Source organism: Colwellia sp. BRX10-4 (genome assembly GCF_014077465.1).
Lineage (GTDB): Bacteria > Pseudomonadota > Gammaproteobacteria > Enterobacterales > Alteromonadaceae > Colwellia_A.
The window spans coordinates 88,296-104,224 of sequence record NZ_JACGVZ010000005.1 but is presented as its reverse complement, the minus strand read 5'-3'; the positions used below and the strand labels follow the sequence as shown (position 1 = coordinate 104,224).

Here is a 15,929-nt window from a genome sequence, read left to right as displayed (position 1 = left end):
TACTGAATCAGTTGAATTAAGATTGTTTCTTAAATCGACGTGATGCTAAACCAATCATTCCTAATGCGAAAATAGCAAGTGTAGATGGCTCTGGTACATCCGTGCGTGGTATATCCAAAGTGTCAACAGAAAGCCCCATTACATAATTGTATTTGATATCGATTTTTTCACCTGTTTTTAAACTCCCCAAATCAAAGCCTATACCTATAGCATTATCACCAAAAGCGCCGCTTTGTGGACCTCCAAGCCAATAACTAGGATCAGTTTCCCAATTACCGAGACCCACATTATGAACCAGTTTACTATCAGTTTGAATCCCTATCACTTTGTTTTCACAACCTTCTGTTGCAGTTACCAGATCACCACTATGCCTTGTATTTGTAGTATCAAAATTGGTACATGTACTTGTATGCCAATCAGGATCAAACTGTCTCGAAAAGAACACGTCACTTAAATCAACCAAAGCAGTTAAAGTTGTATTAAAGCCTACATAAGAACTATTATCATTAAAAAAAGTGTTGGTTGTTATACTAAAAAACGAACCATAATCAGCGGTAAAGGTTGCTGATGAATCATATATCGAAATTCCGGAAGTATCGGTAGTTACCCCTGATATTTCAAACGATGAACCATTAAGATTTGATAATAATCCAGTTTCGGCTGTCGAAATACTAAATCCCTCCCAAGGAGAACCTGGCAACATCCAATCATTATAGATACCAGTGGCAAAAGTACCTGTTCCAGTACTATCATATTTTAACTGTGGACCAGATGTTCCGTTACCTAACGTGCCATTATCAGAAACTTGAATTGATACAAAATTTCCATCCAACGAGATCAAACCGGCATGAGCTACATTAGCAAAACAGCCAACATAGAACATTGAACTTGCTAAAGCAGCATTCAAAAATCTAAATTTCATTTGTATTTCCTTTTAATCCCTTTCCATTAATTTTGGTAGGGTATGTGTTAAAATAGCAGTTTATTAATCTTTCGTATTTAAAGCAAAAATCACACCAGAGTTAAAATACCAAACAATTTCAACACAATAAAAGTCCATACGGAATTTAAAAAGTTATATTGTAAAATAACCTGACATAAAACAGCTTATCAACCAGGTGAATTTATTATATAACAATCACAAACTGTGATTTAAATCAGTTTCAGCCTATAAGTATTATTAGGTGATTGAACTTCATTAACAATTACATATAAATCATCACAAAAATCACCTTAATCTAGCTAAAACACGTACTTTAGTAGTGTAGTTGATTGAAACTCAGTGGTGCTAATTATTGTATTTCAACACATCAACACCACTACAGACCAGTATATTCAAAACCTTAACACCATCTAGCAACTGACTTGTAATCAGTTGGTTTGACATGTCATCCGTTGATACAATTAAACCATCAAGACTTTGATTTATTTGATAAATTATATCTTCTTATATTAACGAATTTAGAATAAAATAAGATGATAAAATTTATTAAATGCGTACTAACGGAGTTTTATCCGTTGTTGTTAGCCAGTTTGAACTCAAGTCTCAAATCCGTCTTAAATCCGTCTTAAAGACGAATAGAAAATTCTGTCTAATATTCTTCTAGATATGATCAGGGATGCACAGAAGCTAATGTCGGCTATTGGCTCAGACTGTGTGAAAACGTTTTGATCACTTTTTCGAATAAGCACCGGATACTTATGATCAATCAATCTCAAAACAAGATAATATATCACTCAATATTTGCTATAATATTCATTAGGTTAATTGATTATATGTTGGCTGTATGTCACGTCATATTAAAGGTTCATCTCGCTCCCAAGCAACCCTCTTTCCAGAAATGCTTGAAGATTTTGTCGCTAAAGAAAATCCTGTTAGAGTAATTGATGTATTTGTCGATGGTTTAGATTTAGAAAACCTTGGTTTCAAAGGTGTTCAATCTAAAGCAACTGGCCGACCTGATTATCATCCCGCCATATTACTCAAGATTTATATCTATGGTTATTTAAACAGAATTCAGTCGTCACGCTGTCTAGAGCGAGAAACACAACGTAATGTTGAACTTATGTGGCTCACGGAACGTTTATCTCCAGACTTTAAAACGATTGCTGACTTTAGAAAAGATAACCATCGTGGAATTAAAAACACGTGTAAAACCTTCGTTCAAATGTGCCATAAATTTAATATGTTTAGTGAAGCGACCGTTGCCATTGATGGTAGTAAGTTTAGGGCGTCCAACAACAAAGATAAAAACTACACACCGAGCAAAGTGAAGTTTCATATAGAGCTAGTTGAAAAACATATTAATAAATATTTTAAGCAGCTTGAACAATCAGATTCACAAGAGAACTCACCAAAAGACATTACTAATATTGAATCTAAGTTAGATTTCCTAAAACAGCATCTCGTTGAACTAAAAGAGATGGAGCTAGCCGTTAATAATCATCCTGATAAACAGATATCAACGGTCGATCCTGATTGTCGCTTGATGAAAACACAGGGTATGACGCGAGCTATTTGCTATAACATACAAAGCGCTGTCGATACCAAACATCATTTAATTGTTGCTCACGAAGTCACCAATACAACAGATAGAGGCCAGTTGTGCAATATGACCAAACAGACACTTAAAGCATTGGGGAAAAGTGTTACAACAATATTGGCGGATAAAGGTTATTACAGCCGACAAGATATTAAAGATACTCAAGATCTAGGTGTATTGACGCTTGTACCTAAAACCGATACATCAGGCTCTGACAAGAAAGGGGTTTTTAACAAGTCACTGTTTCAATACAATCAAGATAGTGATGTTTATATTTGCCCTGCGGGAAATGAGCTTCAACATCGATTCAATGCGATAGAAGGAGGGTTAGATATCAAAATTTACTTCAATGGTATGGCTTGTAAAAATTGTACTATCCGAAGCCAATGTACCCGTTCTAAAAAAGACCCTAGAAGAATGAGACGTTGGATCCATGAAACTGATATGGAAAAAATGGACGCCTTGCTCAAAGCAACGCCTGATGCGATGCTTCAACGAAAACAAACGGTTGAACATCCCTTTGGTACGATTAAGTTGTGGGCAGGAGCCACGCATCTTTTAACAAGAGGGTTTAAAAATGTCAGTACAGAATTGAACCTGCATGTATTAGCGTATAATTTAAAAAGAACGCTCAATATCTTTGGAACAGAAAAGTTGATGAAGGAAGTGATGGTGGCCTAAGGGCTATGCTTCCCTTTAAAACACTGGAATATGTTCAAAACACGCGTCAATATAAGCAATTTTGAACTCATAAAAAATATAAAGCATGGATATTCATAAATATTGGCTTCGCTACGCGAAGCCTTATAAAGAGCTGATATAAACCCCCAATAATGAAAACTTACAATAATTAGTTTTCACACAGGCTGGGCTATCAGTTGACCTGAAGAATAATCAGTAGATAACGTCAGGAATGTCCGCAGAGTGATCGTTAATGTTGGTTAGCGGCCTTTATAACACTAGTAGTTAAGACCTCAAATAGTCACAAAATAATAATGCTTTGTCGTCTCAAAAAATTTATTTCGTCTCAAGCCGATAACGTCAACTTAGATTTAGTCCTCGAACGGATATCTCCGGAAGTAATTATCTCAGCTTAGATTAACGTGAGATAACCTCATTACTGATATCTACTCAGACAGTTGAAGCAGGTATTAGTGAAATATAATGGCTGCACAAATACATAAGGTACTAAAAAGCAAAGTACCAATAATAACTTTATGATTTTTGTGTTGCTGCGTTTTTAATTCAGTGAATAAGTGCATTTGCTTTTGACGGGTTACTTGAGTCGTTTTTAAATAATCATAAAGCAGGTCTGGCATTTCAGGCAGTTTTTCATTCCAAAAAGGCAGATTCTCTTTTATCTTTTTAAATACGGCTTTAACACCCATTTGCTGTTTTACCCAATTCTCTAAGAAAGGTTTAGCGGTTTGCCATAAGTCGAGTTGTGGGTATAGTTGTCGGCCTAAGCCTTCGATATAGAGTAAGGTTTTCTGTAATAAAACCAGTTGTGGTTGTACTTCCATATTGAATCGTCTGGCGGTGTTAAAAAGGCTTACCAGCACTTGCCCAAAAGATATTTCTGATAAGGGTTTGTTGAATATCGGTTCGCAAACAGTGCGAATAGCAAATTCAAACTCATCAACACTGGTCTCGCTTGGTACCCAGCCAGAGTCGACATGAAGCTCGGCAACTTTCCGATAATCTCTATTAAAAAACGCGACAAAATTTTCGGCCAAGTAGCGTTTATCTTCACGGTTTAACGTACCACAGATACCACAATCTATCGCTATCCATGTTGGATCGGCAGGGTTTGTTGCATCGACAAAAACATTGCCTGGATGCATATCAGCATGAAAAAAGCTGTCACGAAATACTTGGGTAAAAAACACTTCAACCCCACGCTCAGCAAGTAATTTCATGTCTACGCCAAGCCCTTGAAGTGTCGCTATCTCTCCAACGCCAATACCATAAATACGTTCCATAACCATTACGTTTTCATGGCTAAAGTCACTATAAACCTTGGGTACGTATAATACGCTATCGCTGGCATTACCCTGGGAAAAATTGTGCTTTAATAAGGTTGCATTCGCGGCTTCACGGTTGAGATCTAGTTCGTCAACAATCGTTTTTCGGTATTCATTAACGACCTCTTTTGGGCGTAGTCGTTTACCATCAGGTAAAAATTTAGCGACAACACCCGCAAATAGCGACATGACTTTTACGTCAGCTAAAATTGTCTCTGTAATGTTGGGGCGTAAAACTTTAAGGACTACTTCAAAGGGTTGTCCGTCTTGCAGCAAGGTGGCTGTATGCACTTGGGCAATTGACGCCGAAGCAAGAGGTTTACTATTAAAATCACTAAAATGCTGATTAAATGTTTCTTCACCTATGGCTTCTAAAACAATAGCCTTGGCTAATTCACCATCAAAAGCAGGTACTTGATCTTGCAGTAATGCCAGTTCGTTGGCAAAATCTTCAGGAAGTAAGTCACGACGGGTTGACAACATCTGGCCAAACTTTACAAACACCGGACCTAAAGATTCAATCGCTAGGCGAAGTCGCAAGGCTGAAGGCTTATCTTGGTGTTTATTACGTAACCAGAATAATGATAAGCGAATAAGTTTTGCATACCAAGGTATCATATGGCTTGGGATCAGTTCATCAAGACCAAACTGAAGAAGTGTTTTGATGATGCGATAAAGTCGTAAACTGCTCACAATGTTCCTTGAGAATTAAGTTAAGGGAGTTATTTTTTCAGCAAGTCGCTGAATACGTTCCGCTACTGTATTTGTTTGCTTAGTTAATTCAGTAACCTGTTCACTAAAGTTACCAAGTTGACTGGCTGTAACCACTAAGCGTTTTTCATGCACTAGCCATTCGCTGGCGTCGGCTTGTATCTGTTGTGTGGCAAAATTAATTTTTTTCGCCCAGCGCTTACTTAACTGCGACAACTTATAAGTAGGAATATCACCAATATGTTGAGCAATTTCGCTTTGCCAATCAATTTCTAATGATTGGGCAATATTAGCAAACTGTTGAGCAACTTTAATGTCACCTTGAACATCAAGTTTCTCTTGCTTGATTAACTCTGTAATTTGTTGCTCTTTCTTTAGTTCACGTAAGGTTTTTATACTCGTATTTATTGTACAGTCGCTACGTTCAGTTAGGCCAGTCACTAACACTTTGTTGTTATTAACAGAGAAACTTAGTGGAAAACCTAACTCAGATAATAAAATGGTCAATGTTTTTTCTTCTAAGGTCTGCAAAACACTGGCACCCTTAACACTGATTGCGAGTGCCTGATTAAAGGCAAACTCTACAGTTGAACAAAGCGTTTGTTGAAACATTAACTGACTACTGAAGTTTGTCACGATTAAAATTTATACCCTTTGTGTAGGGCAACAACACCACCGGTAAGGTTTTTGAAACTTGTCTGTTCAAAACCCGCTGAATCCATCATCTCTTTTAATGTTTCTTGATCAGGGTGCATGCGAATAGACTCGGCTAAATATTGATAGCTATCACCATCTTTAGCCACTAATTCGCCCATTTTAGGAAGAACATTAAAAGAATAAAAGTCGTAAGCCTTACTGATTAACTGATGTTCTGGTTTTGAAAATTCTAGCACCAATAAACGACCACCGGGTTTTAATACACGGTAAATAGATCTTAGCGCCATATCTTTGTCCGTAACGTTACGTAAACCAAAAGCTATGGTGACAATATCAAAGGTGTTGTCTTCAAAGGGTAAGTATTGTGCATTGGCTTGTACGTATTCAATATTTTGTACTAAACCTTTGTCACGTAACTTATCTCGACCAACATTGAGCATAGAGCTATTAATATCAGCAAGAATAACCTTACCTTCACGACCAACTAGCTGTGAAAATTTTGCGGTTAAATCGCCAGTACCACCGGCTAAATCTAGTACTTTGTTACCAGGACGTACGCCACTAGCATCTATGGTGAAGCGTTTCCAAAGGCGATGAATACCAAAAGACATTAAGTCATTCATTACATCATATTGCGCGGCGACAGAGTGAAATACACTGGCAACCTTTGACTCTTTCTCGTTTTTATCTACCGTTTGAAAGCCAAAATGTGTGGTGTTGTCACTTGAAGAATTTGATCCATTTTCTTGATGATTATCTTGTTGAGCGGCCATCTAACATTCACTTATCGCTAAAATTACTGACAGTTTACCGTATTTTTTCGCAATTATTAACACTTGAAATCAAGTGGAGGGGTTTTTTATTAAATGGACTGTGCTGGTTAAACTTTATCCACTAATTAATATGCTGTATTATGGTTAATATTATTGTTACATACGGTGGTGTTATGAAATTTTATTTAGGGGTCGTAATGACTTTATTACTGGGGTGTCAGCAAACAGCAGCACCACTAACCGCTAAAAATAGCAGCGAACAAGTTATTATAAAAAAAGTTGTTTGTCGCCAGTCAACGATACCACCACTTAAAAACACGCAAAAGTTAAAAGAGCGGTTAATTGCCAATGGTAAAATTGATGGTTCATTATCTAATGAAGAAATAGAGCATGCAGTTAATAACTATATTCGTAAGAAAAACGCGGCTTTGAAAAACTGTGCTAAATAACAAGTGACACGAGGAAAACTCATGAAGATACCCTATCTATTAGCTTTGTTGGTCTTGATAAGTCAGCTGCCTTTACGAGCAGAGAATACTGATGATATAAAACGTTTTTCAAAAAGTTCACCAGCAGATGCTGGTGTTATTAACAAAGAGCGTATTCTCTATTGGTTAGAAAAAAGAGGTGAATTGTCAATAAACGCCACTGACCAACAAAAAAAGCAAGCACTGTCTAACTATCTGATAAAAAAGTCATTTCAACCTAAATTTTTGCCTCAGGCCTTATCAAAAAAAGTGGTAGCCGCTGAACGTTTTAGTAGTGGAGAACGCCGTGAAAAGATGGGCTTCAATAGTCAATTGAAAAAAACGCAAATAGCCCATTATTTATTACAAGAAACAGCGGATACTGACGTTGAAACCACGGTTAATATTTTAGCGATACTGATCGATTTTAATGATTTAAAGCATAACGATAATGGTTTGTCAGCGAATGATACCGATATGTTTTATGAGAATTATTCGCCTGCTCATTATAATGAGCTCTTATTTTCTACGAGTGGATTTGATGGTCCATCAGGACAAAATATTGAATCGGCTTATCAATATTATCAACATGAGTCTGGTCAGAAATTCTTTTTTACCGGCCAAGTTAAGGGCTGGGTGACTGCAGAGAATAATGCCAGTTATTATGGTAGTAACGACGAAGAAACCGAAAATGATCAAAATGTTAAGGCGCTTGTTGTTGAAGCAGTTACACAACTTGTTGCTAATGGTTTAGATTTATCCCCTTACGACAAAACTGATTTATTTGATTTTGACGGAGACGGAAATGTTAATGAACCTGACGGTATTATTGATCATATTATGCTTTTCCATGCGAGTATCGGTGAGGAAGCCGGTGGTGGTAATTTAGCCGAAGATGCTATTTGGTCACATCGAAGTTTTGTGCTCAATGATGCGGGTGATCAACCAGCCACTATTCCTGGCTCTGAGATAAAAGCGTTTGGTTATACCATTAATCCGATTGATGCGGCTCCGGGCGTTGTTGTCCATGAATTTGGTCATGATTTAGGTTTACTTGACGAATATGATATCGATAGTAGTGATATTGGGGCGCCTGTTTCAGAATGGTCAGTTATGGCTTCTGGTACTTGGCTGGGCTCTCCAGCAGGAACTCGCCCATCTGCTTTTAGTCCTTTGGCCCGTGATTATCTACAGGAGCGTTATCAAGGCAACTGGATAACTCAACGGCAAGTTGATTTTGCGACATTAAACAATGAGAGTATCTCCTTGGTTAGTACGGTTGATCATACTGCGGTTAACCAGATTAAGGTGAACTTACCGCCCTCTGTATTAGATTTTCCAGCTGCTTACGCGGGAGAATATCAATTTTATTCTAATAAGGGTGATATGTTGGAAAACAGTATGTCGTTCTCAGTCGACCTGCCAGCAGGTACCCCGACATTGTCGATGAAAGCGCGCTGGGAAATAGAACAAGACTATGATTACCTGCAGGTATTAGTAAACAACACCGTAATTAAGGGAAATTACAGCCAAAATAGCAATCCATATTACCCCAGTATAGGTGAATATATCAGCGGAAATTCAGCGGATATTGCCAATGCAGAAGGTGATTTAAAATGGACTGATTTAACCTTTGATCTTGCTAGCTTTGCTGGACAAAGTGTTGTCATTAAAATTAATTATGTTACCGATCAAGCGGAAGGGGGTTATGGCTTTGTCGCAGATGAAATAAAAGTATTCAATGGTGCGAGTGAGATCTTTGCTATCGATGGCGAAGTAGAAAATCAAGCTACACTTGCGGGCTTTAGCCGTTTAGCTGATAAAATTGCCGGTTTACCCCATTACTATTATGTTCAATTACGCAGTCATACCAGTGTTGATAGCCGCTTAAAAAATATTGGCTACGATGCGGGTGTTTTACTTTGGTATCGTAATGAAAATATTGCTGACAATAAGGTAGATGAACATGCTGGCCAGTTATTTATCGGTGTGGTTGATGCTGATCAAAACTTAGTAAAGGCGTCTAATGGCAGTAACAGAAATTCGGCATATCAGATACACGACGCGGCATTTAGTTTATACGACCAACAACCTTTTAACGGTGATGTGCATAATGTTGCAAAGAGTTTCTTTAGCGATTCCAATGATTACTCTTCGCCAAGTCAACCTGAGTCTGGTGTTATCCTACCCAAACTCGATTTTAGCATGAAGGTCGACTTGCAAAGCTCTGATAGTACTTCGGCAACCGTAACACTTTCAAGCTCCTCGGAAGCGTCCGATTTAAGCGTTTCATTTTCTCATTCAGCTAATGATTTAGTGGTGACCTTTACTTCAAGTCCAGTCGGGGGGGATTCACAATATAGTTATGCTTGGGATTTTGATGATAATAGTACCAGTAACATACAAAACCCTAATCACACTTTTACTCAGGCTGGTACCTATAGTGTTGAATTAACGGTAATGGATAGCACAGGCCTTAGCGTTAAAACGACCAGAAGCATCACGGTTAGTAAAGCACCTGCTGTTGTTGTTACCGCACCAGCAAAAGTGAAAACCTCAGGTGGAGGAGCAATAAGCTTTGGTTTATTGTTGAGCTTGTATTTATTGAGAATAATAAGAAAGTAATTTGCGCTTTCGTCTTGGCTTAGCTGTTTTATTTCTATATAAAGCAGCTTAAGCATTGGTAAAGTATTCGCGATCTCCCATCCAACGCTGAATAATCGCTTGGGCATTTTGTGGGTGTTTTTTCCAAATAAGATAAGCATGTTGCTGTACTTCTGGAATTAAATGCGCATCTCTGAGCAAGTCTGCTATTTTTAGATCGGCGAGACCCGTTTGCTTGGTACCTAAAAATTCACCTGGACCTCGTATTTCTAAGTCTTTTTGTGCGATAACAAAGCCGTCATTACTTTCACGTAATACCGCTAAGCGTTTGGTTGCGGTTTTAGAGAGTGGGCTTTTATACATTAAGACACAATGTGAAGCGACTGTACCTCTTCCTACACGACCACGTAGCTGATGGAGTTGCGCTAAGCCTAACCGTTCAGGGTTTTCAATGACCATTAAGCTGGAATTGGGGACATCAACACCGACCTCAATAACGGTTGTCGCCACCAATAAGTCTAGTTCGCCTTTTTTAAACGTTTCCATTACTGACTGTTTTTCAGCGGCTTTCATTCTTCCGTGTATCAAACCAATTTTTAATTCTGCTAGTTGCTCTTGTAAATACACCGCCGTATCTTCTGCTGCTTGGCATTGTAATACTTCAGACTCTTCAATTAATGTACACACCCAATAAGCTTGTCGATTGTCTTCTACACAGCCTTTTCGAATGCGTTCAACTACATCTTCACGGCGTGTGTCAGGTAAGGCGATGGTATTTATCGGGGTTCTTCCTGGGGGAAGTTCATCAATAATAGAGGTGTCTAAATCGGCATAGGCAGTCATGGCTAACGTGCGAGGGATCGGAGTTGCTGTCATAATCAATTGATGCGGATAATTACCCTCAAAAGCGCCTTTCTCGCGTAGTGATAAACGCTGATGTACACCAAAGCGATGTTGTTCATCAATAATAATCAGTGTTAAATTATGAAAGATAACTTTATCTTGAAATAAAGCATGGGTACCAACAATCATCTGCATACTACCATTTTCGATATGCTCTAGTGCGCTACGTCTTGCTTTTGCCTTCGTTTTTCCAGCTAGCCAGCCGACGCTGATATCAAGCGGTTCAAACCAGTTTTTAAAATTAAGGGCATGTTGTTCTGCCAATATTTCTGTTGGCGCCATTAAGGCAACCTGAAAGCCTTTACTGATAGCGGTGAGTGCTGCAAGTGCCGCTACTAAGGTTTTTCCTGAACCCACATCACCTTGTACTAAGCGCATCATTGGCTGAGTTTTCATCAGGTCCTGACGAATTTCTTTTACCACTCTCACTTGAGCATTGGTGGGTGAAAAAGGTAATGAGGCTAAAAATTTATCACTGAGTACTTGATCATCGATTAAAGAGATTGAACGATGAGCATCACTAGACTGGCGTAATTTCAGCATACTTAAATTATGCGCCAATAATTCTTCTTTTATTAATCGCAACTGTGCTGGATGCTTACCCTCTTCCAGTTGTATCACTGAAGTTTCAGGGGGTGGACGATGAATAAGCGCCAAAGCTTGCGCAAGAGAATAATTTTGCAAATTAAACTCATCAGGTAATAACTCTTCAACTTGGCCTCGTTCTAATCTAATTAACGCTTGCTCGGTTAAGTTACGTAAAGTTATTTGCCGTAAGCCTTCAGTTGTTGGGTAAACGGGGGTTAGTGTTTCTTCTACCTCGGTTAAAGGCTGGTCTTCATCAAGGGATTTATACTCAGGATGAATTATTTCAAAACCACGAGCGCCACGTTTAATTTCACCATAACAGCGAATGTTCAGCCCTAATGCTAAGCTATTTTTTTGTGCAGCGCTAAAGCGAAAAAAACGTAAGGTGACTGTTCCTGAAGTATCTTGAACGGTAACCAGTAACATACGTCCCTTGCCATTAATGATTTGGCTACCAGTGATTTCACCAATAATATTAGTGAAAACACCAGGAAAGCAGTCTCGTATTGCGGTAACACGAGTCCGGTCTTCATAACGATTGGGTAAATGAAAAAGTAAATCTTGTAGTGAGCGCAAGCCAACTTTTTCAAGTTTTTCTGCCATGCTTGGACCAACACCTTTTAAGCTGGTGATGGCTATTTGTGCGAGTTTGGCTAGCCCTTTTGACACTAAGTTATTGTCCTTTTATCATATAGTCAAATCACCTAAATGGCATATTTAAGGGCTTAGCTATAAAATTTCAGCAATGCTGTCGATTAATTATCTAATGCTTTCCAAGCCGCTTGAGTCATTTGCATCTGTTCCCACCATGGTTCAGAGGCAATGATTTGTCCCTCTTCATCAATCACAGGATAAGGTAAGCCCTTACGTTTACATGCTTCAGCAAAAATAGGATGTCCACCTTCAAATAAGAAACGCTGACGGCGATTATCATCAATTCGAGCAGTGTCATACATTCCAGCTAATTGACGTTGACGTTGTGCTTCATACAAAACCACAGACGAAGCGACAGAAACGTTTAACGATTGCACCATGCCAACCATGGGAATAACAATATCTTGATCGGCCATTGCAAGTGCAATATCTGAAGCACCAAACTTTTCTTGGCCTAAAATAATAGCCGTTGGTTTGGTGTAATCGATCTCACGAAAATCTACAGCGCTATCAGAAAGGTTGGTCACTAAAATTTGCATGCCTTGCTTTTTTAATTCATCAATAGCATCTTTAGTTGTCGTGTAGTTGTGCACATCAATCCAGTTTTGACTACCCGCAGCACTGCCGCCACGTACTTCCATTTCATCACTTTTCCAGATGGCATGTACATCACTAACGCCAACAGCATCGGCGGTGCGAACAACCGCGGCAAGGTTATGTGACTTATGAACACCTTCCATACAAACAGTTAAATCTGGTTGGCGTTTATCGAGCATCGCGTTTATTCTTTTTAATCTTTCAGGAGTCATTACACTTCACATCTACACTTTATGGTTCATCATCTAAAAAGCGCTAAACAAATCTGTATACGAGATTGCTTATCTATTTTTGACAACTTGCTCTTAAATTTAATGGTTAGGTGCAACCGTTAAATTTAAGGGGGAGAATATACTTTATAGTTAACAACGAAAATTAGCCGACGTTAGGTAATTCCATCACGCCATCTATTTCAATTAATACGTCTTTGGGTAAACGAGAAACTTGTACCGCAGCGCGTGCTGGGTAGGGTTGCTGAAAATATTGGCTCATTACTTCGTTTACTGTTGCGAAGTTGGCGAGATCCATCATGAAAATGTTTACCTTCACCATATCGTTAATATTACCGCCTGCTGCTTCACATACCGCAACTAAGTTCTTAAATACCTGATTAGTTTGTTCGGTAAAGTCTTCAGAAACAACAGTCATTGTCTCTGGAATAAGAGGGATCTGGCCTGAAAGGTAAACGGTATTATTAACTTTTACCGCTTGGCTGTATGTGCCGATTGCACTGGGTGCGTTATCTGTACTGATAATTGTTTTCATAGTATTTCCTACATAGTAATTTTGTTAAAGATGATTGACTACTTATTGCGCACAACACGCTGAACATCAATCATCACTTTTATTTTTCGAATAATATCGGCTAAATGAACGCGGTCTCGACAGGTTATTTCCATGTCAATCGCATATAGTCCCGAGTCTTTTTCACCAGAATTTAACGCATGAACATTGGATTCACATTTAGCAATAACATTGGTCAATGCGGCGAGTGCACCTTGATGATTCATTATTTCAATACGTAATTTTGCAATGAAGTCTCGGTTAATGTCACTGTCCCATTTTACTGGAAATAAGCTACCTTGTTCATGGTTTTTAATGTTACGACAACCTTGTTGATGCACCATTAAACCTTTACCAGGACTCAAGTAAGCTAATATAGCGTCTCCTGGAATAGGACGGCAACATTTTCCGTAACTGACCAACATACCTTCGCTGCCTTTTATTGGCATTTTGGTTTTACTGTTTGGATCAGCGAAGCCACTTTCTGCACTATCTATAGTAAATTCATCGGTTAATCGTCTAGCAATACCTATGCTTAACGCATTACCTAAGCCAATATTGACGAGTAGACCATCAAGACTGGTATTACCGGTCTCTTTAACAACCTGATCAATTTTTGCTTGGTCAATATCTTCGATATGGACTTTACCTAAGGCATGACTTAATAAACGTCGTCCTAAACCATAAGATTCTGTTTGCTCTTGTGAACGTAAATAAGTACGAATTTGTAAGCGTGCTTTAGCAGTAACAACAAAGTTTAACCAAGTGGCATTCGGTCGAGCAGCAGAAGACGTAATAACCTCAATGGTTTGCCCTGAATCAATAGCTCGACTTAGTGGATAAGGTTTACGATCGACCTTAACCCCGACACATGAATTACCAACATCAGTGTGTACAGCATAAGCAAAATCGACAGCAGTTGCGCCCATGGGTAATTCAATAATGCGTCCATCTGGGGTAAAGACATAAATTTCTTCAGGAAATAAGTCTGACTTTACGTTCTCAATAAATTCAAATGAACTACCAGCACTTTGTTGCAATTCTAATAAACTTTGCATCCAACGACGAGCTTTCATTTGAGCTGTGGTGCCACTCTTATCGCCGTCTTGTTTGTACAACCAGTGAGCGGCTACTCCTTTGTCTGCCATTTGATCCATATCTTGTGTACGAATTTGAATTTCAACAGGGATGCCATGTGGACCAATCAATGAAGTATGCAGCGATTGATAACCATTTGTTTTGGGAATAGCGATATAATCTTTAAAGCGGCTTTCAATCGGTTTAAATAAGTTATGCACAGCGCCAAGTGTTCGGTAACAATTATCGATCTTATTCTCTACGATGACACGAAAAGCGTAAATATCCATAACTTCATTGAACATTAATTCTTTATTGAGCATTTTACGATAGATAGAATAAAGGTGCTTTTCTCGGCCAATAACTTGCGCTTCAATCCCACTTTCTTTAAGACGAGCCGCAATTTCTTCTTGAATGTTATTAATAATTTCTTTGCGATTACCACGGGCTTTTTTTACCGCTGACTTTAACGCACGTGCGCGCATCGGGTAAAGGGCTTCAAAACCTAAAACTTCTAATTCACTTTTAATATCGTGAATACCCAAACGGTTAGCAATGGGGGCGTAAATTTCTAATGTTTCACGGGCAATACGTCGACGTTTATCTGGACGTAAAGATTCGAGCGTGCGCATGTTGTGCGTGCGGTCGGCAAGTTTAATCAGAATTACGCGTATGTCTTGCACCATGGCAAGTATCATTTTACGGAAGTTTTCCGCTTGCATCTCTTCTTTGTTATCAAACTTTAATTTATCAAGCTTACTGACACCTTCAACTAATTCAGCAACGGTATAGCCAAATAATTCGGCTAATTCGTCTTTAGTTACCGGAGTATCCTCAATAACATCATGGAGTAATGCCGCCATTAAGGTTTCATGGTCAAGGTGCATTTTTGCTAGGTTTAAAGCAACGGCTACCGGATGAGTAATATAAGGCTCACCGCTTGAACGCATTTGTCCTTCATGCGCTTCACGCGCAACAAGGTAAGCTTGCTTTAATAAGTCAATTTGTACTTTAGAAAGATAGCTTGAAACAAGTTCTTTTAATGGTTCAAAAAGGTACACGCATTGAATCCTTGATGATTAAGCTGAACGGTCTTATTCCGCCAGTCAAAGCTTTAAGTCAGCATAACACAATACGTTATTCGTTAAATACTGACAATAAAAAACGCGTATCATGAACAATGATTACGCGTTTAGTTTATATCTCCTCGCTATAAGGCGACAAAAGATTTTATAGCTGTGGCTGAGCGCCACCAACAATGGCTGCAACAGCAGCAAGTTCTGCAGAGTCTTGCTGAACTTGTTCATGACGGTCGCTATTGTTCATTACTTCAGTAGTGATTAAACCGGCTTCAATTTCACGTAAAGCTATAACGGTAGGCTTGTCATTTTCAGGGTCAACTAAAGGATCTTTACCACCTGTGGCAATTTGACGAGCACGACGTGATGCGATTAACACCAAGTCAAAACGATTGCCTACTTTTTCTACAGCACCTTCAACAGTTACGCGAGCCATTTGGTCACTCCAACTTAAAATTTATAAAATAGT

At 38.7% G+C, this 15,929-nt stretch carries 12 protein-coding genes; 3 read left to right on the top strand and 9 right to left on the bottom strand.

Annotated elements, in window-relative coordinates:
- Nucleotides 1–16: 16 nt before the first annotated feature.
- Nucleotides 17–922 (bottom strand): PEP-CTERM sorting domain-containing protein, encoded by a 906-nt coding sequence (locus H4J67_RS20495; RefSeq protein ID WP_259368508.1) that lies wholly within the window; start codon nt 920–922, stop codon nt 17–19.
- Between the two features lie 865 nt (nt 923–1,787).
- On the opposite strand from H4J67_RS20495, the gene H4J67_RS06515 reads away from it, so the two are divergent.
- On the top strand, nt 1,788–3,224 hold the full coding sequence (locus H4J67_RS06515; protein ID WP_182175018.1) for an IS1182 family transposase: 1,437 nt from the start codon (nt 1,788–1,790) through the stop codon (nt 3,222–3,224).
- Nucleotides 3,225–3,694: 470 nt separating this feature from the next.
- Here the strand turns inward: H4J67_RS06515 and ubiB are convergent, their stop codons facing one another.
- The 3 genes from ubiB to ubiE are packed head-to-tail and all read right to left on the bottom strand — an operon-like array spanning nt 3,695 to nt 6,708.
- Entirely contained in the window at nt 3,695–5,260 is a 1,566-nt protein-coding gene (gene ubiB / locus H4J67_RS06510; protein ID WP_182175021.1) for a ubiquinone biosynthesis regulatory protein kinase UbiB, read from the bottom strand.
- A 15-nt stretch (nt 5,261–5,275) separates the two neighbouring features.
- Entirely contained in the window at nt 5,276–5,914 is a 639-nt protein-coding gene (locus H4J67_RS06505; RefSeq protein WP_182175024.1) for an SCP2 domain-containing protein, read from the bottom strand.
- A 2-nt stretch (nt 5,915–5,916) separates the two neighbouring features.
- Entirely contained in the window at nt 5,917–6,708 is a 792-nt protein-coding gene (ubiE, locus tag H4J67_RS06500; RefSeq protein WP_182175027.1) for a bifunctional demethylmenaquinone methyltransferase/2-methoxy-6-polyprenyl-1,4-benzoquinol methylase UbiE, read from the bottom strand.
- Between the two features lie 173 nt (nt 6,709–6,881).
- Between ubiE and H4J67_RS06495 the strand changes: the two genes are divergently transcribed.
- Nucleotides 6,882–7,157 carry a hypothetical protein gene (locus H4J67_RS06495; protein WP_182175030.1) on the top strand — a complete coding sequence of 92 codons (276 nt, stop codon included), beginning with the start codon at nt 6,882–6,884 and terminating at the stop codon, nt 7,155–7,157.
- 21 nt (nt 7,158–7,178) lie between these two features.
- Complete coding sequence (locus H4J67_RS06490; protein WP_182175043.1) at nt 7,179–9,800, top strand: immune inhibitor A domain-containing protein; 2,622 nt, start codon at nt 7,179–7,181, stop codon at nt 9,798–9,800.
- Between the two features lie 48 nt (nt 9,801–9,848).
- Here H4J67_RS06490 and recG read toward each other — a convergent pair whose 3' ends face one another.
- The 5 genes from recG to rpoZ all read right to left on the bottom strand — a co-directional run bounded on the left by recG (nt 9,849) and on the right by rpoZ (nt 15,896).
- Nucleotides 9,849–11,939: an ATP-dependent DNA helicase RecG gene (recG, locus tag H4J67_RS06485; protein WP_182175046.1), complete on the bottom strand. Its 2,091-nt coding sequence runs from the start codon at nt 11,937–11,939 to the stop codon at nt 9,849–9,851.
- 86 nt (nt 11,940–12,025) lie between these two features.
- Nucleotides 12,026–12,733 carry a tRNA (guanosine(18)-2'-O)-methyltransferase TrmH gene (gene trmH, locus H4J67_RS06480; RefSeq protein ID WP_070375399.1) on the bottom strand — a complete coding sequence of 236 codons (708 nt, stop codon included), beginning with the start codon at nt 12,731–12,733 and terminating at the stop codon, nt 12,026–12,028.
- 163 nt (nt 12,734–12,896) lie between these two features.
- A complete protein-coding gene (locus H4J67_RS06475; protein ID WP_070375400.1) occupies nt 12,897–13,286 on the bottom strand; it encodes a RidA family protein in 390 nt (129 codons plus the stop codon).
- Between the two features lie 38 nt (nt 13,287–13,324).
- Nucleotides 13,325–15,442 (bottom strand): bifunctional GTP diphosphokinase/guanosine-3',5'-bis pyrophosphate 3'-pyrophosphohydrolase, encoded by a 2,118-nt coding sequence (gene spoT, locus H4J67_RS06470; protein WP_070375401.1) that lies wholly within the window; start codon nt 15,440–15,442, stop codon nt 13,325–13,327.
- A 169-nt stretch (nt 15,443–15,611) separates the two neighbouring features.
- Nucleotides 15,612–15,896: a DNA-directed RNA polymerase subunit omega gene (rpoZ, locus tag H4J67_RS06465; RefSeq protein ID WP_070375402.1), complete on the bottom strand. Its 285-nt coding sequence runs from the start codon at nt 15,894–15,896 to the stop codon at nt 15,612–15,614.
- Nucleotides 15,897–15,929 lie beyond the last annotated feature (33 nt).